We start from the raw sequence: 24292 nt of genomic DNA on the forward strand, positions 1-24292 counted from the left end.
TCATTTCTTGTTAATGGTGTATTTGGTTAAGTGAAAAACTAACCAACAGTTACTTTTAGTGTTAAAATTTGGGTAATGGGAAATTGATTGAAAACATAAGAAATAAACTTACTCGATCTTTTATGCACTCTATATGTTGAACAAATGTATACCTGCATAAAGAAAGCGAGGGCATCTTAAAAGGATTTAAACGATGAAAGTGGAAAAGTTTAATTCAATAACTTTGAGGGAGGAAGTTACTTTGAAGAAAATAATCATGTTATTAATAGTAATACTGGTTTTAACAGCTTGTGCAAAAAGGGTTAGCAATGATTACAAATTTAAAGGAGAAAGTGAACACTGGGAAGCCGAATATGTATATAGGGGAACGGAAGTGTGGAAGAAAGATAACGGCGATAGAACGTACTCCAACGAAGATAGCTATCAACTTTTATTGAAATACAAAGGGTTTTTAGAAGAATTGTCTTCAATAAGGAAACTTGAATACGCTCATAAAACAAATTCTAGTGGCGGGGAAACGACGAAAGAATTTGATGGGCCCCCTGAAGAGCTATTATTTACAGCTAGCGGGGCTTCAGAAGGCGGAACAAAAATAAACGAAGATGAAGTTATACAAGTAAATGTAAAATGGGGTGACCTTGAAGAGTCATTTGAATTGCATAATAAAAGTAAGTAACCTTGTTTGGGTACTTGGTACTTGCATAAAAAAGGGGAAATAGGGGGTTTTGGCGAAAAGAAGTTTTAGAAAGGTATTTGGGTGGGGATTGTGGGCTCAAATACTTACATAAAATGAGGTGTGTATATGAAAGATCACGTGATTACAAACATTGTAGAATGTATGGCTTCCAGTGAAGAGGTTCAACGAATTCAGACGGAGCATCGCCTTAAGCTCGTTGAGTCCTGGGGAATAAAAGAAGGAAGTAGTGTTTTAGAAATCGGTTGTGGACAGGGGGATACGACGGCTGCGTTAGCTTATATCGTCGGAGAACAAGGATTTGTTCACGGGATAGATATTGCATCTCCAGATTACGGAGCCCCGATAACTGTAGGTGATTCTGCTCGTTATTTACAGCGGTCTAAGTTAGGAAAGCAGCTTAAAATGGAATTTAACGTTGATGTTTTATCAGCAGAGGTAGATTTTCCTGAAAAAAGTTTTGACTATATTGTTTTCTCACATTGTTCCTGGTACTTAAAATCATTTGAGGAACTTGAGGGGATTTTAAAGAAGGTTAGAAAATGGGGCAAGACCTTATGTTTTGCTGAATGGGATTCAAGAATTCAAATGATTGAGCAATACCCTCATTTCTTGGCCGTGCTTATTCAATCCCAGTATGAGTGCTTCAAAGAAAGCAGTCTTTCAAATGTACGTACCTTATTTACACCAATGGATATAAAGCGTGTTGTCGAAAATGCAGGCTGGACAATTGTAAATGAGCAATCCGTTTATTCTCCTAAGCTACAAGATGCGGAATGGGAAATTGCGATGACCGTAGCTGATTACAAAGAGGAGATTAATAACCTTGTTGATCTGCCTGGAAAACTAAAATCACTAATTCAATCTGAAGTGATTTTGTTAGAAGAAGCGCAAAATAATCATGCGATTAAACCGATGTCAACCTACGTATTTATCGCAGAATAGTGAAGTTGTACGATTGTAAAGTTTTGATTTTTCATTATTTTTCAACACCCCTTATTGTACACTGTAAGTAGGGAGTGAGAGGGGGAATGAGGGCGTGAAAAAGTACAGTAAAGAGGAGAACAGTTGGATTTTCTATGACTGGGCAAACTCGGCATATTCGATTATTATCACGACTGCGGTGTTTCCGCTTTATTATAAGGCGGTGGCGACAGATGCAGGCGTGAGTATGTCGAATTCAACTGCTTATTTGGGGTATACAGTTGCTATTGCAACATTCATACTGGCGATGATTGGACCTCTTTTAGGAACGATTGCCGATTATGAAGGATTAAAGAAGAAGTTCTTTCTATTCTTTTTCCTGATGGGGACTGCCGCGACACTTTCATTGGCATTCGTACCGGGCGGTAACTGGTTATGGTTATTGATCATCTACACCATTACAGCCGTTGGTTTTCATGGGGCAAATATATTTTACGATGCATTTTTAGTGGACGTTACACCAGAGGAGCGAATGAACAAGATATCGGCAAGGGGCTTCGGGTTGGGCTATATCGGGAGCACAATTCCGTTCATTATCAGTATTGCTATTATTCTTTTAGCAGGTAAAGAGATTATTCCACTTACGACGTCAACCGCAAGTAGGATAGCCTTTGTCATTACAGCGATTTGGTGGTTTGTGTTCACAATTCCGATGGTCAAAAATGTTCATCAGATCCATGGTATTAAGCGTGAACCAAATTTATTGGCAAGTAGTTTCAGACGTCTTGGCGGTACATTTAAAGAAATCCGCAAATACCGGACAGTTTTTTTATTTTTATTGGCTTATTTCTTTTATATAGACGGAGTTGGAACAATTATTTCAATGTCCACGGCTTACGGATCGGATTTAGGGATTAGCGCAGAAAACCTTCTTATTATCTTGTTTGTCACGCAGGTTGTGGCGGCGCCATTCGCAATTCTTTACGGCAAATTGGCGCAGAAGTTTACCGGGAAAAAGATGTTATACGTGGGAATCTGTGTTTATATCATTGTGTGTATTTATGCGTTTTTCATGAAAACAACGATGGACTTCTGGGTCTTGGCGATGCTCGTTGCAACGTCACAAGGCGGCATTCAAGCATTGAGTCGTTCATATTTTGCAAGGCTTGTACCAAAAGAAAAGTCGAATGAGTTTTTCGGCTTCTATAATATTTTCGGTAAATTTGCGTCCGTCATGGGGCCTTTACTGGTAGCAGTGACTGCCCAGATGACTGGAAGCTCTGCATACGGGGTATTCAGCCTGATAATCCTGTTCATTATCGGAATCATTATTCTCTCACGTGTTCCTGAACCAGATGTAAAGATAACAACGACATAATAAAATTGAAAAGCGTTGCACACATTGTAGGATGTGTGCAACGCTTTTCGATTTATCTCTCAATCAACTTTATCGATTTTATCGACTTGCAGAATTCTGAAACCGCCTTTTTCAAGTTTTTCGGTTAGTTTATCGATTTCTGCATCAGTCTTTCCGCTTTCAAGTGTGATAACTACTCTTCGAGCAAGAACGGAACCATTATCCAGCGTGAACATGCCTTCAATGTTTTCACCGCGTAACGTTTTCGTCAGTTTTTCAATCATACCTTTAGCTTCAGTCGAAGATAGCGTAAGATTGATGCCCCCCGTTTTTAATCCGAATGCATCTTCCAACACACTTTCAACACTATTATGCGTTAATATCCCAACGAGTTTCTCGTTTTCTACAACGCTTAAAAAAGGTAGTGACTTAATTTCGATGAGTGCACTTAAAAAAGAGGAACGTTCTGTTATGAATGTATCTTGATGCTTCAACAAATGGTCGATTTTTGAATTCTCATCCCCATTGTCTTCGTACAGATATTCTATCAAGTGAACTTTATAAATCATACCTTTATAGAAGTCTTCGCTGTCAACAACGGGAATACATCTATATCCACTCGCATTGATTTGATCCAGCACTTCTCTCACGGTTTGATCGATCTTCACTGTGGCAACGTCAAGTCGCTCTAAAAGTAGGTCTCTTACATGCATGCTTGTTCCTCCTCGTTATTTCATTTTTGTTATTATCACAATTTTTAGTCTATGATAGTATTTATTATAATCAAGATATAGGAAGTTGTACAATTAATTATACAACAAATCTTGTTAATCCCAGTATACATAGACTCCAAAGGGGGGCACTGAAAAAGTACGATATCTTTCAATCCCGTTGATTTCCGTTCCGAGCGGACGCTTTCCGCGGGCACGGCTTCAGCCAATCGAACAGCAAAGGGTTCGATTTGCCGTATTTCTGCGTTCTTGGCAGAAATTAAGGCATCATTCCCTCGCGTTCCTGCGGGGTCTTCAGCTCGTGCTGTTCCCGCTGGAGTCGCCGCTCTTCACTACAATCAACTAGTTCTTACTATATAAAAAAACTTTTTCAGTGGCTTCCAAAGGGGTTCCATATTTTTTGCCAATCAATTGCACGAACTTCTAGTATAATAGAAAGAACGCAAAAGAATAAATCGTGAAATGAGTAAAAGGGGTAATAAAAATGGAGAATTTAAGTCTCAGTGCACTGTTAGATGTCATTGGGGAAGTGTTTTCAGATGAAATCTCTATAGTGGTGTCGAATACGGAGGAGTACCTCTATTATCTGCCCAGCAAGCGGGTTGATTTAAAAATTAGGCCGGGGGATCCCGTGAAGGAAGGCACGATCGCACAGAAGGCTATTTCCCAGAAACAAAAAGTGTCGGAGTTCATCAACCGTGATGTGTTTGGTGTCCCTTATCATGGGATGGCGGTTCCGTTTTATCATGACGGGGAACTAGAGGGGTGTGTAACTGCAATATACCCCGTGTATACGGATGGGAAATCTGTCGTTACCGTAAAGACACATGATGGATGGATTCCTGTTCCTTTCGCAAGCGTAAAATATGTTGAGGTGAAAGACCGGAAAACATATGTGATGGCGGAGGGTTTTTCAGGAACTCATAAAAATACGTTACAAGAGTTTGAATATCTATTGCCGCGAGAGTCATTTGTACGATGTCATCGCTCCTTTATCGTTAATGTTCATCACATCAAGGGGATTTACCCTGATACGCACTCGACTTTTGTCTTGGAAATGGATAATGGAACAAGAATTCCAGTTAGCCAATCCTATTCCAGTTACTTTCGTAAACTTTTAGGGTTTTAACTTGATTCGTGCTGCTTTAATCATGTATTTTAGTGCTTCACCGGATAATTCCTTGTCCAACGCCTAATTCCTCATTCATGTAAGTGCTTAAGTTAAAATTAACTAAAAGTTATGAATTGAGGCGTCTATGGATGGAAAATCATATGGATCGAATTAAAAATGTTCAATTGAGAGACGTTGTTGTCTCACCGACAGAGGCGGCGTCTTGGATTGAAGACGGTATGACGCTAGGGTTAAGTGGATTTACACGTGCGGGTGACGCAAAAGCGGTTCCACTGGCATTGGTGAAACGTGCGGAAACCGAAACGTTCAAAGTGAATGTGTTTACGGGCGCATCGTTAGGGTCTGATATCGATCGACTGTTTGCTGAAGCTGATATTATACATAAAAGATTACCATTCCAAGCAGATCCAACGATGCGGAAAAAGATTAATAACGGCGATCTTCTATTTGTGGATCATCATTTGTCGCATACCGCGGAACTTATTCGTGCTGAAGTTGTCGAGCCAATTGACTTTGCAATTTTGGAAGCGGTTTCAATAACGGAAGACGGAATGATTATTCCAACGACCTCGGTTGGTAACTCATTGACGTTCGCGCAACATGCAAAAGCAATTATTATAGAAATTAATATGGCGCAGTCTACAAAATTGGAAGGGCTGCATGATTTATACGATCCGGGTAAACAGGGTGAAAGGTCGCCGATTCAGTTAATGAAAGTAGATGACCGGATTGGTACGATTGGCATTCCTATTGACATGAAAAAGGTAAAAGGAATCGTCTTCACAGACCAACTGGATTCTCCTTCTACGATTGTAGCGCCTGATCAAGAAACAGAAATTATGGCAGAGCATTTATTAACGTTCCTTCGTACTGAGATTCAAGCAGGTCGGTTAACTGAACGTCTAGCACCATTACAGTCAGGAATTGGATCGGTAGCGAATGCAGTTCTTCACGGAATGATCAACTCAGAATTCAAGGATTTAGAAGTATATTCAGAAGTACTGCAGGATTCCGTGTTTGATTTGATTGATGCAGGAAAAGTACGTTTCGCATCTTGTGCATCAATTACATTATCTGAAGAGAAGATGGATCAGGTCTTTAATAACTTTGAAAAGTATCGAGACAAGCTTATCATGCGTCCGCAGGAAATTTCGAACCATCCGGAAATTATCCGTCGTCTCGGCTTAATATCCATAAATACAGCACTTGAACTCGATATCTACGGCAACGTCAATTCGACGCATGTTTCAGGGACGAAGATGATGAACGGTATCGGCGGATCAGGTGATTTTGCCCGCAATGCACGCCTTGCTATTTTCGTTACGAAGTCAACGGCAAAAGGCGGTAACATTTCAAGTATCGTCCCGTTCGTTTCACATGTGGACCACACAGAGCATGATGTCGACATTATTGTTACAGAGCAAGGCTATGCAGATTTACGCGGACTTGCCCCAAGGGAACGTGTGGAGCTCATAATCGAACGTTGCGCACACCCGATGTACCGCGAGCAACTTCGCGCTTATTACGAAGAGGCGCTTGAAAGAGGCGGTCATACGCCACATGTCTTGGAAAAAGCATTCTCATGGCATGCGAATTTGGCGAAGAACGGAACAATGCGAGAGCATGTTGAAGAGTTGGTATAATAAACAAATAGAAAAAGGGTTACCTGATTGAGGTAACCCTTTTTCTGTTTTTATGGTGAGGGGTTATTTGATAGCATGAAGCTTGCCACCCGATCAAATAGCGTGCGACCCGAGCATAAAGTCTAGCTATCCGATCAAATAGCATGCGAACCGAGCATAAAGGCTAGCTATCCGATCAAATAGCATGCGACCCGAGCATAAAGGCTTGCTACCCGATCATATAGCGTAGGAACCGAGCATATAAGCTTGCTACCCGATCAAATAGCATGCGACCCGAGCATATAAGCTTGCCAACCAATCAAATATCGTACGAACCGAGCAAATAAGCTAGCTACCCAATCATATAGAGTGAGAGACCGAGCATATAGGCTTGCCATCCGATCATATAGCGTGCGCCCCGATCATATAAGCTTGCCACCCAATCATATATCATGCGACCCGAGCAAATAAACTAGCTGACCAATCATAATAGCATGAGAGACCGAACCATATAACCTCCGCGAACGGATCAATTCATCACACTGCTGTTATACTTTTGCTGCAAGTGCTCTTTCAAATTCCTCTTTCACGCGATGAAGAAGTTCGGCATCCGTTAGCAGCCTATACCCCGTAGACGCAAGTGCTTTCGCTCCTGTAATCAATGCTTGGTTGCCAAGCTCCGATTTTGCAGCTTCCCTGAATTCAACCGTATGGGCAATCAAGTCATCTGGCCCGATTTTAATGTATGGATGTGCAGTCGGAACTACATAGCTAATGTTGCCCGCATCCGTCGAACCTTTGCCTTTCCGTTTTTCGGTATGGACGACTTCACCAAGTGTTTCAAGTTCCACGTGTAACGTTTCATCCAATACGGAGTTCAGAACGAGGTCTTTCACTTCGTTTTGGAAACGTTCAATTTTAACGGTTGCACCCGTTGCAAGGGCGGCGCCTTCAGCAATATTCCGGACTCTGTCAGAAGTCTCGACTGTTTTCTGCCAAGATTCCGCACGGATATAAAAACGTGCAGATGCGTATTCGGGAATAATATTGGGTGCATCGCCGCCGTGTGTAATAATACCGTGGATGCGGACCTCAGAAGGCAGCTGCTGACGCAGGGCGTTAATGCCGTTGAACAGTTGGATGACAGCGTCCAGCGCATTGATACCTTGTTCAGGAGAACCTGATGCGTGAGCTGGTTTTCCGTAAAAATGAAAATCGAGTGGGTCCACAGCGAGTGATTCACCTGTTGTAGCTGTCTTTCCAGATGGATGGATCATGAGCGCAACATCTACGTCCTTTAAATAACCGTGTCTAACGAAGCTGCCTTTTGCGCTGCCATTCGGACCGCCTTCTTCAGCTGGTGTGCCTAAAACGACAACGCGGCCGCCCGTTTCAGGAAGCGCTTCGGCAAGTGCAATCCCCGCTGCAACACTTGTTGTTCCAATAATATTATGTCCGCATGCATGTCCTAACCCAGGAAGTGCATCATATTCAGCAAGGTAAGCGATTGTCGGACCTTCTTTTCCACTGTCTTTCACAGCATAAAACGATGTTTCATGACCAGCAACCGCTGTTTTTACTTCAAACCCTGCATCTTCCAACAGCGCAACATGTTTGGCACTTGCATACACTTCTTCGTTTCCGATTTCCGGGTTTGCATGAATTTCCTGACTCGTTTGAATATATAAGTCATGGTTCTGTTCAATTGAATGGAATAATATGTTCGTCTTTTCATTTACAATGCTCATTATGAATGCCCCCAGTTCAATTATTTTTTAAGGTCTTCAAAGACGGTATCAATCTCTTCCGGTGTTAACTTAATAAGATATGATCCGCCTTTTGTATCTTCTTCGATAGCTTTTTCAATATCTTCTTCTTGATATAACTCAACGATCCGTTTGAATGTTTTATTGTTTTTTTCTTTCCCGCTTGCTACGATTAAATTCACATATGGGTAAATACTCTCATCGTCACTTGATTCTCTAAAGAGTGGATCCTCTCCTGGTGAAAATCCTGCTTGTCCAGCAATTCCGTTGTTAATAATCGCGGCAGTCACATCTGGCAATATCCGAGGTGTTTGTTGAGCAACCATAGGAATGATTTCTAGGTTCAATGGATTTTCAGTGATTTTTGTCGGATCACCAAACAATCCAAAGTCATCTGAAAGTGAAATTAAATCAGCACTTTCTAGTAGGCGTAGCGCACGTGCTTGGTTTGAAGGGTCATCTGGAATCGCAATTTTGTCGCCTTCTTTGATTTCAGAAATATCCTTAATTTTTTCAGAGTAAACGCCAAGTGGTGCAAACATCGTCGAGCCAATTGGAACAAGTTCATTTTTACTTTCTTTTACATATTGGGATAGGAACGAGAAATGTTGGAATGCATTTAAGTCGATATCGCCTTGTGCAAGTGCATTATTTGGCAATGTATAATCTGCGAATTCGACAAGTTCGATTTCAATGCCTTCTTTTGCCGCTTTTTCTTTCAGCAATGGCCATTGGACACCATCTGCACCGTTGACACCAATTTTCACTTTGACTGTATCACTATTTCCGCTTTCTTTACCGCCGCAAGCAGCGAGTACAATAGCAGTTAATACTGCTAAACTTACTAACCATAATTTCCTCATTTAATTCGTCTCCTTTTAGTTGAATGATTGTATTTTTAAAAGATTATTAAGTATAAGATTCTTTGACCTGGTACAGTGTCTAGCTCCAGGCATCTTGCACTTTCCCCAGATTACCGCCGCATGATTTTTTTAGAAAGTGTATTGCCAAGCCATTGTGCCAATTGCACCATGATGATTAAAATGACGACCGTAACGAGCATGACACTACCGTCGAACCGTTGATAACCGTATGTCATCGCGACATGTCCAAGACCTCCGCCGCCAACTGTTCCGGCAACTGCCGAGAAATCGATAAGACTGACGGAAACGAAGGTAAGTCCTAAAATAAGTGGACCCAATGCTTCTGGTATCAAAACCGTGAAGATAATCCGAAGAGGGCTTGCACCCATTGCCTGTGCTGCTTCAATAACGCCAGGATCAATGCTGACCAAGTTATTTTCAACAACTCGGGCAATGACGAATGTTGCAACAATTGTCATCGGAAAAATGGCTGCTGCGGTTCCGATTGTTGTCCCGACAACTAATCTTGTCAGTTGTGAAATGGCTACTAAGAAGATGATGAACGGAACAGGCCGAACGATGTTAATGACTATATTTAATATTTGAGAAACAAGTTTGTTTTCCAAAATGTTATTTTGCCTAGTGACAAATAATAGCAGGCCAATTGCAATTCCAAAAATGGAACCAAAAACGAGAGTGGCGATTACCATGATCAGTGTTTCGCCGGTTGCTTCTACAATCCGGGGCCAAAATGTAAGCCAATCAACGTTCATCTTGTAGGACCTCCTCTATGTCTACAATTAATTCAAGTTCTTTTAATACATGGCTTACAGCATCCGTTTCTCCTTCAAATGAAACAAGTAGATTGCCAAAAAATCGTTCCTGTAATTCTCGAACTGAACCGTAAACGATGTTGAAATCAACATCATGTTTACGTGTAACTTTTGAAAGAACAGGATCACTTGCAATATCTCCTTTGAAAATAACTCGATATAACTTGGTACCACCTTTTGATTGCCACTCATTAATCAATTTTTCTGAAGGTAGATCCTGCTGCACGGATTGGATGAATCGTTGTGTTGTCGAATGTTGAGGATCAGTAAATGTTTCAAAAACATCACCTGTTTCGATTACTTCTCCATTTTCCATGACCGCTACTTTGTCGCAAATTGTTTGAATAACATGCATTTCATGTGTGATAAGGAGGATTGTAATACCCAAATCCTTATTCACCTTTTTCAACAACCGCAGTATATCGGCGGTCGTATCAGGATCTAGTGCAGATGTGGCTTCATCACAGATTAGGATGTCTGGTGAAGTGGCGAGTGCTCTGGCTATACCTACGCGTTGCTTTTGCCCTCCTGATAGTTGGTCCGGATAATCTTTAGCTTTATCGGCCAGGCCAACGAAGTCCAATAATTCCTCGACGCGTTCCGCAATTGCTTTTTTTTGCATTCCGCCAAGTTTCAAAGGATACGCGATGTTTCCTGCAACTGTCCGTGAGTTCAGCAAGTTGAAGTTCTGAAAAATCATGCCGATGTTGCGACGTTGCGTCCGTAAATCTTTTGAGGATAATGTACTGACGTCGATGTCTCGAATGAAAACAGAGCCTGAAGTCGGGCGTTCAAGCATATTTACTAACCGTAGCAATGTGCTTTTTCCAGCGCCGCTAAAACCGATGATGCCGAAAATTTCACCTTTTTCAACGAAAAGAGAAACATCTTTTACCGCATGTACCTCACGCTTCCCAAGGGCGAACGTCTTGGATGCATTTTTAAATTCAATCATGTATTGACCCCCTAAGTACTTCGTTAATTCTGTGCGGACAACGGATGCAACTAGCAAAATGACTTGTGACCCCGAGCATCTGGCCGCTGAAGCTAGATAGTTGTAAGAACGAAAAAAATCCCTCTTTTTCTTAAAATAGATAAGAAAAAGAAGGATTCTAATAAAAGAAGCCATCTCGTTCTCATCTTCCAAACGCATACGCGTCTGTAGGAGTTGGCACAGTGTTCATTGGTCATGAACCTGTTGCCGAGATGTCATAGGGCCTGTCCCTCGATCTCTCTGGATAAGAAAGTGATGTAGTGCTATTCGATTGTTGCAAGAATTGAATCTAACTCTAGTGTGCAAATTAGGTAAAGTCAATGAATTTACTAAAGTAAAATAATTCAGATTACTAATAGTCGTAAACAATTTCAGAATTCTGATACACTTAAAGTGATAGAGAAAGCGGTGTGAGAATGACAATTTTTATATTTATTAGCATTATACTTTTTGCGTCCATTTTACAGACAAGTACAGGATTTGGTTTTTCGATCATGGCGACACCTTTTCTACTCATGATTTTCAATCCGATGGAGGCCATTCAGATTAACCTAGTTTTGTCGCTTGTTATTTCGAGCGCACTTATTGCTAAAATACGTAAAGATGTGGATACAGACCTATTAAAAAAGTTGATAATCGGGAGCTTATCTGGACTGCCAATTGGTATCATTTTGTTCATTTCGGCGGATATCAACAAATTGAAAACGGGCATAGGCATTGTTCTTCTTTTGCTAACACTGCTGCTTGTCCTGAACCTTCGAATTAAGAGAACTAAACGTGGGGACCTTGTTGTTGGCGGATTATCCGGTACATTGACGACAGGAATTGGCATGCCAGGTCCGCCGCTTTTGCTCTACTTTGCAGGAACGGCTATGCAAAAAGAAACATTACGTGCAACGACACTCGCGTTTTATTTATTCATCTATTCCGTTAGTCTACTCATTCAAGTGCTTTTTGTTGGTACAAATAAAGGTATCTGGACCTCAATCGGAATGGCACTGCCGCTAGTATTTGCTGGATTGTATCTAGGACAACTACTATTCCGTCATATCAGTCAAAAGACCTTTCGGATCTTCACATATGGTATTTTACTATTTACGGGCGTTTATTTATTAATAAAATGAGAAAGTAATTTATAGAATGGAGATGTTTCTTATGAAAATCGCATTGTTTGGGGCAACAGGGCGCGTAGGTGGGGAAGTCCTAAATTTAGCATTAGCAGAAGGGCATGAAGTGACGGTACTTGTCCGTTCACCTGAGAAATTGGCGCCACATGATAGGTTGACGATTATCCAAGGTGATGTCCGTGATGTTGCAGCAGTTTCGACTGCCGTTGCTGGAATGGACGTTGTATTCAGTTCGCTAGGTACAGACCAAACAACAACGTTGACTGAGGCAGTTCCTCATATGATAAGAGCGATGGAGGATACAGGAATTAATCGGCTAGTCACAATTGGGACAGCAGGCATCTTGCAAAGTAAGATTGATCCCGAAAAACTGCGTTATGAAGCTGGAGATACAAATCGTCGACTAACTTTTGCAGCGGAGGAGCACCATAAAGTGTATGACAGGCTGCGTCAATCGAGGCTTGAATGGACAATTGTCTGTCCTACTTATTTGCCGGATGGTGTTGCGGTGGGTGACTACAGAACTGAGCGCGATTTGTTGCCAGAGGAAGGTAAACAAATATCCGTTGGTGACACAGCTGCTTTTGCTTACGGCGAACTACTGCAAGGCGATAATATCGGGTTTCGTGTAGGAATTTCATATTAGTAAACAGAGTAGTACTGTCGTTGACAGTGCTATTTTTGTACGGAAAAGCATCACTCTTTTATGGAGTGATGCTTTTTATTTGGAAAATAAAAAGTTACTTTGCTGGCCACCATAGTAACAATGTTTCATGTGAAACACTGCGTTGTTAACCCCATAGTAACGGGCAGAACCCCCATCCCGATTGAATTTTCACTTTATAAAGGAATTCCAAAAAATGCCTGAAACGAAAATAAAGATCATCCGTCAAATCAGTTAGCAGCCAAAGTAACTGCTAGTTGAAAGGTTGGGGAGGAATTTTTTATGAAAAAAAAGTTTGGAATGCTTATATGTGCAATGGTTATCTTTACGATGGTGGGTTGTTCGGGATCAGGATTAAATGACAGTATAAAGGACGAAGTTTCCGTCAAAGACATAATGGAAAGTATTAAGGGGCAAGTTGTACAAGATATAAAAGATGCAGGATTCGACGATGGACAAACTGATGAGGAAATTCTTCAAAATTATGTGGAGACGAATTTAGTAAATGCTAAAACAGACGATTCAATGACACAAATATTTATGGAGCGAACAGAACTTGATAAAGAGTTACTAGCAGAAGGTTTGATGTTCAACTCTATGTTTAATATCAACTCGGATGAAATAATTGTCTTGAAAGCGAAGAATGAGAAGGACGCAGAATCATTGAAAGCCTCGTTGCAAAAAGAATTAGATGCACAAATACAAACATGGGAACAATATCTTCCTGATCAATATGAAAAAGTGAAAAACAATGTGTTAAAAACGACAGGTGATTTTGTTCTATACGTTACGTATGGCAATGTAGATGCAGTAGAGCAGATTTTTGATGAAAAAGTAAAGTGAATTCTAAAGTTGCTTATTTCGCGACTTTAGAAGCCTCTAGCGGATGTCACGGATTTTGAAGGAATCTAAGTTTGCCGCGTCCTGCGTCAATGTTTGCATGCCTGTATCCTGCAGGCACATGCTCAATTCAAGATTCGGACTAAAACACACGCCGAGGCGTATTTGAAGGGCGCTGAATAAGCGTCTTTCTACATAGCAAAAGCTAGGAGAGTGATTGTGTGGTATTCAGTAGCTTATTATTTCTATTTTTCTTTTTACCAACTACATTACTCCTTTATTTTTGCGGTTCTAGAAAGATGAAAAATGGCATTCTCCTTATCGTTAGTCTTATCTTTTATGCATGGGGAGAACCTGTTTATATATTTTTAATGATTTTTTCGGCTATTACAGATTATTTTCACGGGTTATTTATTCAAAAATACAGGTTAACTGCGCCGCTTAAAGCGAAGCTCGGATTACTTTCATCTATTGTTATTAATCTAAGTTTATTGTCTTTTTTCAAATATGCAGACTTCCTAATTGAAAACATCAATAATTTATTCGGCATGAATGTAAATGCCTTGGACCTTCCATTACCGATTGGCTTATCTTTTTACACATTTCAAACGATGTCGTATGCAATCGACGTGTATCGTGGACGGGTGAAAGCACAACAAAATCCGTTGACGCTTGCGCTATATGTTTGTTTGTTTCCGCAGCTTATTGCAGGACCTATCGTACGATACGAAATTATTGAACATGAACTTAAAAACAGACGTGTTACGCTTAATCAATTTTCAGAAGGTGTGAAGATTTTTCTTATCGGGCTTGGTAAGAAGGTGTTGCTCGCCAATAACATAGGATTTTTATGGAGTGAAATTCAGCAGCAAAGTCCTGCTGAATTGTCGGTATTGTCGGCTTGGATGGGGATTGCAGCATTTGGTTTGCAACTGTATTTCGATTTTAGCGGTTATTCTGATATGGCCATTGGCCTCGGAAAAATGTTCGGTTTTAATTTTCCGCAAAACTTCAATTATCCGTTTGTTTCCCGCAGTATCTCTGATTTTTGGCGAAGGTGGCATATGACGCTTGGCGGTTGGTTCCGGGACTATGTGTATATACCACTAGGCGGGAGTAGAAAAGGTAAATACAGGCTCTATCTAAATTTATTCATCGTTTGGGGTCTGACCGGATTATGGCATGGGGCTGCATGGAATTTCGTGGCTTGGGGTCTTTACTTTGGTGTATTGATTGCGATTGAAAAGGCAGGGTTACTGGTGCTACTCGAAAAAATGCACCCGATTTTCCAACACATTTACGCGTTTGTTATCATCATGATTAGTTGGGTACTATTCGTTTTTGAAGACCTCTCCATGAGTTTTACCTATTTGGAAATTATGTTTGGGTTTTCGGGACAAGCATTGGTAAATGAGCGATTCATGTACGATGCGTATACAAATGCTATTCTCTTTCTGTTAGCTTTTATTGGCTCGGTTCCAATTTTGAAAACGTTGAGGAATAAAATGACACGTTGGCATAAAGTGATTGACGAAATTTTAATTCCTGTATTTTGTTTACTTATTCTCGTCTTGTCGACCGCTTACTTAGCGGATGATTCATATAACCCATTTCTTTATTTTCGCTTCTAGGAGGTGACACATTGTCTGTTCATAAAAAGTGTTTTGTAGGTGTATTTTTGGTATTCATTTTTGGAATAGGGTTATTCAATGTGGTAGCTAGCGACCGTGCTTTCTCTGAGAGAGAAAACCGTCCATTAGCTCAAATGCCTGAATGGACTTTGCCAAATTTTTATTCTGGAAAGTTAACGGCGCGTTATGAAACGTATATGTCTGATCAGTTTATTTGGAAAGACGGTTGGGTGAGGCTGAAGGCGATGTCGGAAAGGGCTTCATTGAAAAAAGAAAATAACGGGGTTTTCTTTGGCAAAGATGGATTCCTTATTGAACCATTTGAAAAACCTGGCGAACAGTTTGATAAAAACATTGAGTATGTGAAAAGGTTTGCTGCAAATGCAAAAGGTATTCAGTCGTATGTATTACTTGCACCAACTTCGATAGCGCTATATGAGGATAAACTGCCCCTTTTTGCTCAAACTTCCAGCGAAAGAGAAGCATTTGAAACCGCGAAAGAAAAGTTGGATTCCATAATGGAGGTAATTGATGTATACGATGCGCTCAAATCGCAAAGTAACGATCAAATCTATTTTAAAACAGATCACCATTGGACGATGCGGGGGGCATATCTAGCTTACAGAGATTCAGCAAGAGCGTTGGGGATAAAGCCATATGAAGAAGACGACTTTCGTATTAAAACGGTAGCTGAAAATTTTTTCGGAACACTCCATTCCAAGACGAATGCGATCGGTGTTGAGCCGGACAAGATTGAAGTTTATTTGCCAAAGTTTGAAACTACTCAAACAGTGACCTATGAAGACGGACGACAATCTGAATCATTATACGAATGGGATTATCTTGAGAAAAAGGATAAGTATTCGCTATTCTTGGATGGTAATCATACACTTGTAAAAATTAAAACAGGGGTCGGAAATGGCCGTAAGTTGGCGATTGTTAAAGATTCCTATGCTCATGCATTTATCCCCTTTTTAGCGAATCACTTTGAGGAAATACATGTACTAGATCTTCGATATTATCATTCGGATGTCCTTATGTATTTGAATGATCAAAACATCTCTGAAGTATTATTTTTATACAATGTTGCTAATTTTACAAAGGACCCAAATATGATTTGGTTGTCGCAAAGTACATTGAAATAAAATTTTAGTACGAATGGGATCGTTGGTTAATGCGAAGATGCCGTAGAACGAGCGATGCTTTATTAGTGAATTACGCTTGATGACAAGAAAAGGAGTTGCTTTACTCATAATGAGTGAAGCAACTCTTTTTTTAACATGAATAAGTGAGTAGTATATTTCATTAAATAGTTATACGGCTACTTCACTCATCAGCGCATGCGTATTCCCCTCGGTATCATTGAAAAACACCATCCACGTTTCTGTGGAGTCCATTTTTGCGACGACATGCGGTTTATCGATAAATGAAACTCCTTTTTCTTTCATCTGACTATAGCTTGCTGTGATGTCATCTACTTGGAAATAAAGGACGGAACTTGCGTTTGTGAATTGTTCCTTTTCGGGAAGACTAAGCATAAGGCGGATACCGTCGCAGTCGAAGAAAGCCATTGTGTCAGTGTTGAATAAAAGCGGTAGTTCAAGTAAATCTTTATAAAATAAAATAGCTCGATTAATATCTTTTGCAGGAATCCCAATTTGGCCGATACTTTTTAAACTTGTCACAAAAGTAATCCCCTATTCAGTAATCTTTTCATTTAGTATAGCATACCAGTTTTATCCAACGAAGCGGAGGGACAAGAAGATGGATATTCTTTATAGTGGTTTGTTAAAAGATAATCATCCGTTTTATATTCGACGACTGTACCTGAAAGACCTTCATGAAATTATACATGTACAGAATGAGGTGGTTTATGTACTTGATAATCCAAGTTCGTTATCTTCATTATCCCAAAAAGAGTACGAATATATTTTGGCTGACGGCGGTAAGATGGTAGGGGTGTTTGCAGATGAACGGCTCGTCGCATTCCGTGCATTACTTGTCCCTGGAGCAGATGAAGAGCATCTCGGTTCAGACGTTGGGCTTGATTCGACGGAATTTGAGTCTGTTATTTATCAGGAGATATCGACTGTTTCGCCACGCTATCGTGGCTACCGTCTGCAAAAGATTATGGCAGACGTCTTAATGGAGCAGTTGAAAGTGGCAGACTATAAGTACGTTTGCGCAACGGTTGCTCCGTTTAACATCGCAAGTCTCAAGGACAAGTTTTCACAGCAGATGGAAATTGCCGCGCTGAAAAAGAAATATGACGGGGTGTTGCGTTACGTTTTTGTGAAACATCTTCATAAAGAGGGGGACGAATGGGAAGTGGAGCAATTCATTCCGATGCAAGATACAAAAGCTCAGCAAAAACTGCTTGAAGAAGGATGGCGAGGGACTGGGATTTCAGGAAGTACGGATGGCTGGCTTGTACGGTATTGTAAATAGTTTATCGACTTTCATGACAAGTAGAAAAGGAGCGACTTCACCCGATCGAGTAAAATCGCATCCTCTTTGATTTACATCAATTTTGAAATGAACATTGTCGCGATTCCGAAATAAATCAAAAGCGACAATATATCATTGATGGTAGTAATAAGCGGACCCGATGCAACTGCAGGATCCACATTGAATTTGTGCAAGACGAGCGGGATGATTGTACCCGCCAGCGTTCCGATAATAAGTGTGATAAGTAAAGAGACGCCAACGACAAGTCCGAGTACAAAACTACCTTGCCAAATATAAGCAATAATTGAAATGACGATGGAACAGACAATACCGATAATAATCCCGACTAACAGCTCCCGAAAAATAAGTTTCAGCATTTTTTTCGTATCAAGATCCTCGGATACAAGACCGCGGACAACGACGGCGAGTGATTGTGTTCCAGTATTCCCGGTCATTCCGGCAATCATAGGCATGAAGAAGGCGAGCGCGACAACGGCTTCAAGCGTCGCTTCGAAACGGGATATGATACTTCCAGAAACAAGTCCAATGAACAGCAGTAAAATTAGCCATGGTAAACGTCTTCTGGCGGCAACTAACGGCTTCGTTCTGAAGTCAATCGCTTTTCCGGAGGCCAGTAGCATTTCAATATCTTCATTCGCTTCCCGGACGACAATATCAAGGACGTCATCCACCGTGATGATACCGAGCAGAACACCTTCATCATCAGTGACAGGCATTGAAACGAAATCGTAACGGCCAATAATCTTAGCAACTTCTTCTTGTTTGGTCATCACACCTACCTTTACGATATTCCGTGACATGATGTCTTCTATTTGAGCTTCGGGTTCTGCGAGCAACAGGTCTCTGTACGATGCGACACCGATAACTTTTTTGTCATCATCTAGAACGTACAGATAGTTTAGATACTCCGCAAGTGCAGCGTAACTCTTTAGTTTCTTTACTGCCCGCTCGACAGAATATGATTTATGAATCCATACGAAGCGGTTCGTCATCGCTCTTCCGGCCGTTTTTGGCGGATAATTCATGATCTGCCGGATGATGTCCATTTCTTCTTGTTTCATTTCGGCAATTAATGCATCGGCTTCTTTTTGGGGAAGTCCCGATAACAGGAAAGCAAGGTCATCATTTTTCATAAGATCCAATATATCCGTGGAGCGGGCAGGACCGATTGTTCGCAAAGCACGGAGCTGATCATCCTGTGATAAATGACGTAATAACCCGGTTAATTCATCTAACGTAAGGAATTCTAAAAATAACGGCCGATGTTTCACTGGTAAATTTTCATATTGGTTTGCAATATCGAAAGGTTTCAATTCCTTCATGATTTCATGGAATGTCTCTCTTTTTCCTTCTTTTAATATATGGATTAGCGCAGTTGCGATTCCATTCTCAGGGTCTTTATGAACCAAAATATACACCTCTCTAAAAAAATGGTGAGAGATGGATCAGAGTGCTGCCGTTTCTCTCTCTATAGCTTTATGCCCTATTTCATTCATCGGAAAACCATATTGTTTGTTTATTAAAAGGAATAATTTACTTAACTGGGTGGGAGGCGAAGATCGATTGAAAAAGAGCCAGCAATTGAAGTTGATAAGCGTACTACTAGTAATTGTAATGATTGTCTTGCTGATAAACGGATTTAACGGTAAGGATAACCATACCACCGCCCCGGACAATACGACAGTATCAGTTGCTAAAGTTGATAAACCAGTCGATAAACCGCAAAAAACGTATGGATTTCATGACATTGACGAAATTTTGAAAGACCCGAGATTACAAGGTGCGACGACTGTGGTAAGTATTCGTGAGGCAGCAACCGGCGAAGTTGTCTATTCCCATCTAGGAGATACGCGAGTCCACCCCGCATCCGTCATGAAATTACTGACAGGCGCTGCGGCATTTGAAACACTTGGAGAAGGGCATACGTTCAAGACTGAGTTGTATATGGATGGGCGAATAGAGAGCGGCGTGCTGCACGGCAATCTCTATTTAAGAGGAAGAGGCGATCCGACACTGACGAAGAACGACCTGAAGGCATTCGTATCCGAATTAAAAGCGAAGGGAATCAGCTCCATCGCAGGAAACGTCTACGGGGATGATACTTGGTACGATGACATTAGACTTTCCCAAGACCTAAACTGGTCTGATGAACCCTACTATACAGGTTCCCAGGTGTCCGCACTGACGTTATCTCCAAATGACGACTATGACGCAGGTACGGTCATTGTCGAAGTGAATCCTGCCAAGAAATCAGGACAGGCGGGACAAGTCGCCATGGTACCAGCAAATAACTACCTGACAGTCGTCAACAAGACTCAAACGGTAGCTAAAAAAGGCAAGAAAAGTATTACGGTTGAAAGGCAACACGGTACAAATACGTTTATCGTATCCGGAACGATTCCAGAAGGCTCAACAAAAACACGCACTTGGGCATCTGTCTGGGAACCGACAAACTACACGATTAGCATCTTCAAAAAAACAATTGAAGAACTGGGCATTACGTTTTCGACAGCTCCGAAAGTCGAGCGCAAAAAAGTGACTAAAGGGGCTACTTTACTGACGTCAAAAAATTCAATGCCGCTACATGAATTGTTCATTCCCTTCATGAAATTAAGTAATAACGGACATGCTGAAGTACTAGTTAAAGAGATGGGGCGTACTATAGGTGGCGAGGGCAGTTGGGATAAGGGGCTTTCGATCATAGAAGCAACACTCTCTACTCTAGGACTTGATACAAAAAATATGCTGCTTCGCGATGGATCAGGTATGTCCCATAAAAACCTTGTCACGGCGAATGAAGTGACAAAACTGCTTTACACAGCACAGACAAAACCATGGTATCCAGCATTTTTGAATGCGCTTCCTGTAGCAGGGAATGGAGAACGGTTTGTTGGAGGAACATTGCGCAATCGTATGACAGGGACAACGGCAGCAGGCAACGTCCAAGCGAAAACGGGCGCATTGAACGGAGTCACCGCGTTGTCTGGCTACGTTACAACAAAAGATGGAGAAATACTTACTTTTTCTATTATGATTAATAACTATTTGAATGACACGACGCCTGAAATACTAGACAAAATCGCTATTACACTTGCGAACTATCAGTCAAAGTGAGCAATTTGATATGCAATAAAATGCATATTTCGTGCATATTTATGTTTAGCAGAAAAAGAATAGGGAACGAGATAGAGAGTAAGGTAAAAACCGGAAAAACATCCGGGATGATAAAAAGGGGAGAACTTTTACTATGGGGAAGTTGAAAGTACTATTTCTATTGTTAACTGTTTCGGTGTTGGTGTTATCGGCATGCGGGACAAAGAAGGATGCCGGAGCAGAAAAAAGTGACGGCGATGGAAGCTATGAACTTATGAAAAAAGGGAGTCTGACTTTTGCCGCGAGTGGTGTTTATAAGCCATTTAATTTTGAAGAAAAAGGGAAATTAACTGGTTTTGATATAGAGATTGGTGAGGCAATTGCTGACAAGATGGGGCTAGAGGCGAACCCAGTGACAAATCCCTTTGAAACAATTATGCAGGGGCTAATCGGTAAGAAGTTCGATGCAATCATTGGATCAATGGCTTATACGAAAGAGCGTGCAAAGCAGGTGAACTTTACTGAACCTTACTATTACTCGGGCGGAATGATTTTTGTATCCGAAGATAATAAGGATATTAAGTCTGAGGATGATTTGAAAGGTAAAAAAATCGGTGTCGTGGCCCAATCTACATATGAAAAACCCGCACAAACCCTTTCGGACAATATCCAGTATTATAGCAGTGATGTAGTTGCACTAAAAGATTTGACTATAGAAGGCCGTCTCGATGCAGTTATCACAGCCGATATCGTAGGCTATGAAGCGATTGATAATGATTTTAAAATTAAGGAAGTCGGAAAGCCGCTATGGGTAGAGCAGCCATCCATCGCTGTACGACCTGACAATGATGCATTAAGGGAAGACATTGACAAAGCGCTGAAAGAAATAATTGAAGATGGTACGTATGATGAAATTTCAAAGAAATGGTTTGATCGAAATCTACTAGACCTTGATCTGGAAGGTGTGGAGCTTTTAGAATGAATGACTCCACAGACTTGACTACAGAAAGAGGGTATAACTAGTGCCAGAGATATTTATAACACTTTATGAGGTATTCATACGAACGTACCCAGGATTTTTAAAAGCTGCACTTATCACGTTGGAAATTACAGCAATTGCACTCGTGTTAGGTACTGCACTAGGTATAGTTTTTGCATTAATGAAGATATCCAAATCAAAAATTTTACAGACAATCGCAAACCTGTATATTACTTTAATCCGGGGGACTCCGCTGATTGTCCAAATCATGTTTCTCTATTACGGAATTACGAATATCGTCGTCCTTTCGAATTTCTGGGCCGGTGCAATCGCGCTAGGTATTCATAATGGTGCTTATATTGCGGAAATTTTCCGGGGCGCCATACAGGGAATCGATCGCGGGCAAGAAGAAGCAAGTCTTGCGGTTGGTATGAACCGCCGGCAAGCAATGCGGAGAATTATTTTTCCGCAAGCGCTTCGCCGTGCGATTCCGCCACTTGGAAACCAGTTCATAATTACCATGAAAGATTCATCACTTGTGTACGTTATTGGTGTTTCGGAAATGTTCGGACTGGCAAACAGGGAAGCGGCAGCATCATTCCAACCATTCGAAACATTCCTAGTCGTCGGGGTTTATTATCTCGTACTTGTACTAATCTTCTCGGCACTGCTGAAATGGTATGAGAAAAAGCTGGATGTTGACAGTATATGAGGAGGAAATTAAATGATTAAAACAAAAAACCTCCACAAGTCATTCGGCGATCTTGACGTGCTGAAAGGAATCGATCTAGATGTGGAGACCGGAGAAGTTGTTGTGCTTATCGGAGTCAGCGGATCGGGTAAAAGTACGTTGCTTCGCTGTTTGAACTTCCTTGAAATGCCGAATGAAGGTGAAATTATAATTGATGGACGACAAGTCGATCTGAAGAAAGATGACTTGTCGAATGTGCGTGCCGAAGTAGGAATGGTGTTCCAGCATTTTAACCTTTTCCCACATAAGACAGTGCTTGAAAACATCACGGAGGCACCAATCATTGTCAAAAAGATGAAGAAGGAACGCGCAGAGAAAGAGGCGCGTATTATCTTGGAAAAAGTCGGCTTATCTGATAAAGCAGACGTCTATCCAGGTAAACTATCAGGCGGGCAAAAACAGCGTGTTGCTATTGCTCGGGCACTCGCAATGGAACCCAAAGCGCTCTTGTTCGACGAACCGACATCAGCTCTTGACCCAGAACTTGTCGGGGAAGTACTTCAAGTAATGCAGGATCTCGCCAATGAGGGTATGACGATGGTCGTTGTCACCCATGAAATGAAGTTTGCAAAAGAAGTTGCCGACCGAATTGTTATGCTGGACGAAGGCTGTATCATTGAAAATACAGATCCGCATACATTTTTCAACCATTCGACCAACGAACGGACACGCCAATTTTTAGAGATGGTTGACGTATAAGGCAGTGAATAAAAAAGATATCCAACACCGGTGTTAGTAGGTGCGGGATATCTTTTTTATATTAGCGTTTCGGTTCATAATTCAACATCTTGAACATTTCCGACAGTTCCTCGTCGGTCAAGTCACGCCACTGACCATTCGGCAAGTCACCAAGATGGATGTTCATAATGCGCGTACGTTGTAATTTTCGAACATTATAACCAAGTGCGGAACACATGCGGCGGATTTGGCGGTTTAAGCCTTGCGTCAATGTCATGTTGAATTTACGTGGTCCTAGTTGTTTTACTTTACATGGTTTTGTTACCGTATCTAAAATCGGGACGCCTGACTCCATCTGTCTGATGAATTCCTTCGTGATTGGTTGGTCGACAGTGACGATATATTCTTTTTCATGGCCATTTTCTTCGCGCAAGATTTCATTGACGATATCGCCGTCATTTGTCAGAAGAAGAAGTCCATCTGAGTCTTTGTCGAGTCGACCGATATGGAAAACACGTAGCGGATGATTGACGAAGTCGACGACATTACCTTTAATATGGCGTTCCGTCGTGCTAGTAATGCCAACGGGTTTATTGAGCGCAAGATAAACGAGTTGCTCTTCCGTCTTCACTAGTTTTCCATCAGCATGGACTTCGTCGCCATCTTCGACTTTACTGCCGAGCTCGGCAAGTTGCCCGTTAATCGTAATGCGTCCATCTTCTATCCATTTATCCGCGCCACGACGGGAAACAATCCCGGCTTCGCTTAAATACTTATTAATTCTCATGTATGTCATCCTATCTAAGAAAGTTCTTTCTTCTATTGTAGCGCGTCTACGGAAAATGTTCAAAACCATGGAGTTGGTATTAGAAGTGCGGAGTTGCCATTAGAATCAAGAAGTTGATATTAGAAGTTCGAAGTTGCAATTAAAACCAAAAAGTTGCAATTAGAATTCGAAAGTTGCAATCACGCAAAAGAAGATGCCCCGATTTTAAATCAGACGCGAATGAAACAGAAAAGATTGACAACTAACGCGCCTTGTAATACGATGGGAATAACATTTTACCAAAGACGGGCAGAAGGTACCGGGAGCGGTGCCGCCCACGATAGACGAGTTGAGAAGAGCATAGCTGAGAAATTGATG

The 24292-nt window shown here is 41.2% G+C and carries 23 protein-coding genes, 1 riboswitch and 1 other annotated feature (1 of these 25 running past the window's edge); of the genes, 15 read left to right on the plus strand and 8 right to left on the minus strand.

Annotated features, from left to right (window positions below; genetic code table 11):
• The first annotated feature begins 193 nt into the window (after nucleotides 1-193).
• From MKX62_RS07900 to MKX62_RS07910, 3 genes are all read left to right on the plus strand, one after another.
• Entirely contained in the window at nucleotides 194-676 is a 483-nt protein-coding gene (locus MKX62_RS07900) for a hypothetical protein (protein ID WP_340741151.1), read from the plus strand.
• A gap of 126 nt (nucleotides 677-802) precedes the next feature.
• Complete coding sequence (locus tag MKX62_RS07905; protein ID WP_340741152.1) at nucleotides 803-1639, plus strand: class I SAM-dependent methyltransferase; 837 nt, start codon at nucleotides 803-805, stop codon at nucleotides 1637-1639.
• A gap of 94 nt (nucleotides 1640-1733) precedes the next feature.
• Complete coding sequence (locus tag MKX62_RS07910) at nucleotides 1734-2996, plus strand: MFS transporter (protein WP_067204208.1); 1263 nt, start codon at nucleotides 1734-1736, stop codon at nucleotides 2994-2996.
• A 59-nt stretch (nucleotides 2997-3055) separates the two neighbouring features.
• Here the strand turns inward: MKX62_RS07910 and MKX62_RS07915 are convergent, their stop codons facing one another.
• Nucleotides 3056-3688, minus strand: coding sequence for a CBS domain-containing protein (locus MKX62_RS07915; RefSeq protein ID WP_340741153.1), 633 nt, complete (start codon nucleotides 3686-3688; stop codon nucleotides 3056-3058).
• A gap of 502 nt (nucleotides 3689-4190) precedes the next feature.
• Here MKX62_RS07915 and MKX62_RS07920 point away from each other — a divergent pair.
• Nucleotides 4191-4835, plus strand: coding sequence for a LytTR family DNA-binding domain-containing protein (locus MKX62_RS07920; RefSeq protein WP_067204215.1), 645 nt, complete (start codon nucleotides 4191-4193; stop codon nucleotides 4833-4835).
• 131 nt (nucleotides 4836-4966) lie between these two features.
• The gene (locus MKX62_RS07925; RefSeq protein WP_340741154.1) at nucleotides 4967-6481 is read left to right on the plus strand and encodes an acetyl-CoA hydrolase/transferase family protein; all 1515 of its coding nucleotides are present in this window, start codon (nucleotides 4967-4969) and stop codon (nucleotides 6479-6481) included.
• A gap of 527 nt (nucleotides 6482-7008) precedes the next feature.
• On the opposite strand, the gene MKX62_RS07930 is transcribed toward MKX62_RS07925, so the two are convergent.
• The 4 genes from MKX62_RS07930 to MKX62_RS07945 all read right to left on the minus strand — a co-directional run bounded on the left by MKX62_RS07930 (nucleotide 7009) and on the right by MKX62_RS07945 (nucleotide 10877).
• The gene (locus MKX62_RS07930; RefSeq protein ID WP_340741155.1) at nucleotides 7009-8208 is read right to left on the minus strand and encodes a M20 family metallopeptidase; all 1200 of its coding nucleotides are present in this window, start codon (nucleotides 8206-8208) and stop codon (nucleotides 7009-7011) included.
• Between the two features lie 20 nt (nucleotides 8209-8228).
• Nucleotides 8229-9089, minus strand: a complete 861-nt coding sequence (locus tag MKX62_RS07935; RefSeq protein ID WP_067204224.1) for a MetQ/NlpA family ABC transporter substrate-binding protein — start codon at nucleotides 9087-9089, stop codon at nucleotides 8229-8231.
• Nucleotides 9090-9199: 110 nt separating this feature from the next.
• The gene (locus MKX62_RS07940; protein ID WP_067204226.1) at nucleotides 9200-9862 is read right to left on the minus strand and encodes a methionine ABC transporter permease; all 663 of its coding nucleotides are present in this window, start codon (nucleotides 9860-9862) and stop codon (nucleotides 9200-9202) included.
• Nucleotides 9852-10877 (minus strand): methionine ABC transporter ATP-binding protein, encoded by a 1026-nt coding sequence (locus MKX62_RS07945; protein ID WP_187046314.1) that lies wholly within the window; start codon nucleotides 10875-10877, stop codon nucleotides 9852-9854. The genes MKX62_RS07940 and MKX62_RS07945 overlap by 11 nt, the downstream gene beginning before the upstream one ends.
• Nucleotides 10878-11055: 178 nt before the next feature.
• A riboswitch (SAM riboswitch) is annotated at nucleotides 11056-11167 on the minus strand.
• Nucleotides 11168-11332: 165 nt separating this feature from the next.
• Between MKX62_RS07945 and MKX62_RS07950 the strand changes: the two genes are divergently transcribed.
• From MKX62_RS07950 to MKX62_RS07970, 5 genes are all read left to right on the plus strand, one after another.
• On the plus strand, nucleotides 11333-12040 hold the full coding sequence (locus MKX62_RS07950; RefSeq protein WP_340741156.1) for a sulfite exporter TauE/SafE family protein: 708 nt from the start codon (nucleotides 11333-11335) through the stop codon (nucleotides 12038-12040).
• 31 nt (nucleotides 12041-12071) lie between these two features.
• Nucleotides 12072-12689, plus strand: coding sequence for an NAD(P)-dependent oxidoreductase (locus tag MKX62_RS07955; protein ID WP_340741157.1), 618 nt, complete (start codon nucleotides 12072-12074; stop codon nucleotides 12687-12689).
• A 300-nt stretch (nucleotides 12690-12989) separates the two neighbouring features.
• Nucleotides 12990-13550, plus strand: coding sequence for a DUF4358 domain-containing protein (locus tag MKX62_RS07960; protein WP_340741158.1), 561 nt, complete (start codon nucleotides 12990-12992; stop codon nucleotides 13548-13550).
• A 218-nt stretch (nucleotides 13551-13768) separates the two neighbouring features.
• On the plus strand, nucleotides 13769-15178 hold the full coding sequence (locus MKX62_RS07965) for an MBOAT family O-acyltransferase (protein WP_340741159.1): 1410 nt from the start codon (nucleotides 13769-13771) through the stop codon (nucleotides 15176-15178).
• Nucleotides 15179-15189: 11 nt separating this feature from the next.
• Complete coding sequence (locus MKX62_RS07970) at nucleotides 15190-16323, plus strand: DHHW family protein (RefSeq protein ID WP_340741160.1); 1134 nt, start codon at nucleotides 15190-15192, stop codon at nucleotides 16321-16323.
• Nucleotides 16324-16491: 168 nt separating this feature from the next.
• On the opposite strand, the gene MKX62_RS07975 is transcribed toward MKX62_RS07970, so the two are convergent.
• On the minus strand, nucleotides 16492-16863 hold the full coding sequence (locus tag MKX62_RS07975) for a VOC family protein (RefSeq protein WP_340741161.1): 372 nt from the start codon (nucleotides 16861-16863) through the stop codon (nucleotides 16492-16494).
• Between the two features lie 79 nt (nucleotides 16864-16942).
• Between MKX62_RS07975 and MKX62_RS07980 the strand changes: the two genes are divergently transcribed.
• Complete coding sequence (locus MKX62_RS07980) at nucleotides 16943-17626, plus strand: GNAT family N-acetyltransferase (protein ID WP_340741162.1); 684 nt, start codon at nucleotides 16943-16945, stop codon at nucleotides 17624-17626.
• Between the two features lie 71 nt (nucleotides 17627-17697).
• Here the strand turns inward: MKX62_RS07980 and mgtE are convergent, their stop codons facing one another.
• Nucleotides 17698-19056 (minus strand): magnesium transporter, encoded by a 1359-nt coding sequence (gene mgtE, locus MKX62_RS07985; protein WP_156475934.1) that lies wholly within the window; start codon nucleotides 19054-19056, stop codon nucleotides 17698-17700.
• A gap of 154 nt (nucleotides 19057-19210) precedes the next feature.
• Between mgtE and dacB the strand changes: the two genes are divergently transcribed.
• From dacB to MKX62_RS08005, 4 genes are all read left to right on the plus strand, one after another.
• Nucleotides 19211-20761, plus strand: a complete 1551-nt coding sequence (gene dacB, locus MKX62_RS07990; RefSeq protein WP_340741163.1) for a D-alanyl-D-alanine carboxypeptidase/D-alanyl-D-alanine endopeptidase — start codon at nucleotides 19211-19213, stop codon at nucleotides 20759-20761.
• Between the two features lie 133 nt (nucleotides 20762-20894).
• On the plus strand, nucleotides 20895-21722 hold the full coding sequence (locus MKX62_RS07995) for a transporter substrate-binding domain-containing protein (RefSeq protein ID WP_187046322.1): 828 nt from the start codon (nucleotides 20895-20897) through the stop codon (nucleotides 21720-21722).
• Nucleotides 21723-21762: 40 nt separating this feature from the next.
• Nucleotides 21763-22431: an amino acid ABC transporter permease gene (locus tag MKX62_RS08000; protein ID WP_067204259.1), complete on the plus strand. Its 669-nt coding sequence runs from the start codon at nucleotides 21763-21765 to the stop codon at nucleotides 22429-22431.
• A 12-nt stretch (nucleotides 22432-22443) separates the two neighbouring features.
• Nucleotides 22444-23169, plus strand: a complete 726-nt coding sequence (locus MKX62_RS08005; RefSeq protein WP_340741164.1) for an amino acid ABC transporter ATP-binding protein — start codon at nucleotides 22444-22446, stop codon at nucleotides 23167-23169.
• Nucleotides 23170-23230: 61 nt separating this feature from the next.
• On the opposite strand, the gene rluF is transcribed toward MKX62_RS08005, so the two are convergent.
• Nucleotides 23231-23935 carry a 23S rRNA pseudouridine(2604) synthase RluF gene (rluF, locus tag MKX62_RS08010; protein ID WP_067204263.1) on the minus strand — a complete coding sequence of 235 codons (705 nt, stop codon included), beginning with the start codon at nucleotides 23933-23935 and terminating at the stop codon, nucleotides 23231-23233.
• A gap of 345 nt (nucleotides 23936-24280) precedes the next feature.
• Nucleotides 24281-24292, plus strand: a binding site (T-box leader) (it continues 215 nt past the right edge of the window).

It is taken from the genome of Sporosarcina sp. FSL K6-5500 (assembly GCF_038005665.1).
Classification (GTDB): Bacteria; Bacillota; Bacilli; order Bacillales_A; family Planococcaceae; genus Sporosarcina; species Sporosarcina psychrophila.

Coding starts and splice junctions, on each gene's coding strand:
- MKX62_RS07940 (WP_067204226.1), bottom strand. CDS start 9,862: ATGAACGTTGATTGGCTTACATTTTGGCCCCGGATTGTAGAAGCAACC.
- MKX62_RS08005 (WP_340741164.1), top strand. CDS start 22,444: ATGATTAAAACAAAAAACCTCCACAAGTCATTCGGCGATCTTGACGTG.
- MKX62_RS07980 (WP_340741162.1), top strand. CDS start 16,943: ATGGATATTCTTTATAGTGGTTTGTTAAAAGATAATCATCCGTTTTAT.
- MKX62_RS07950 (WP_340741156.1), top strand. CDS start 11,333: ATGACAATTTTTATATTTATTAGCATTATACTTTTTGCGTCCATTTTA.
- MKX62_RS07900 (WP_340741151.1), top strand. CDS start 194: ATGAAAGTGGAAAAGTTTAATTCAATAACTTTGAGGGAGGAAGTTACT.
- MKX62_RS07915 (WP_340741153.1), bottom strand. CDS start 3,688: ATGCATGTAAGAGACCTACTTTTAGAGCGACTTGACGTTGCCACAGTG.
- MKX62_RS07960 (WP_340741158.1), top strand. CDS start 12,990: ATGAAAAAAAAGTTTGGAATGCTTATATGTGCAATGGTTATCTTTACG.
- MKX62_RS07945 (WP_187046314.1), bottom strand. CDS start 10,877: ATGATTGAATTTAAAAATGCATCCAAGACGTTCGCCCTTGGGAAGCGT.
- MKX62_RS07930 (WP_340741155.1), bottom strand. CDS start 8,208: ATGAGCATTGTAAATGAAAAGACGAACATATTATTCCATTCAATTGAA.
- MKX62_RS07920 (WP_067204215.1), top strand. CDS start 4,191: ATGGAGAATTTAAGTCTCAGTGCACTGTTAGATGTCATTGGGGAAGTG.
- MKX62_RS07925 (WP_340741154.1), top strand. CDS start 4,967: ATGGAAAATCATATGGATCGAATTAAAAATGTTCAATTGAGAGACGTT.
- MKX62_RS07905 (WP_340741152.1), top strand. CDS start 803: ATGAAAGATCACGTGATTACAAACATTGTAGAATGTATGGCTTCCAGT.
- MKX62_RS07995 (WP_187046322.1), top strand. CDS start 20,895: ATGGGGAAGTTGAAAGTACTATTTCTATTGTTAACTGTTTCGGTGTTG.
- MKX62_RS07955 (WP_340741157.1), top strand. CDS start 12,072: ATGAAAATCGCATTGTTTGGGGCAACAGGGCGCGTAGGTGGGGAAGTC.
- MKX62_RS07935 (WP_067204224.1), bottom strand. CDS start 9,089: ATGAGGAAATTATGGTTAGTAAGTTTAGCAGTATTAACTGCTATTGTA.
- rluF (WP_067204263.1), bottom strand. CDS start 23,935: ATGAGAATTAATAAGTATTTAAGCGAAGCCGGGATTGTTTCCCGTCGT.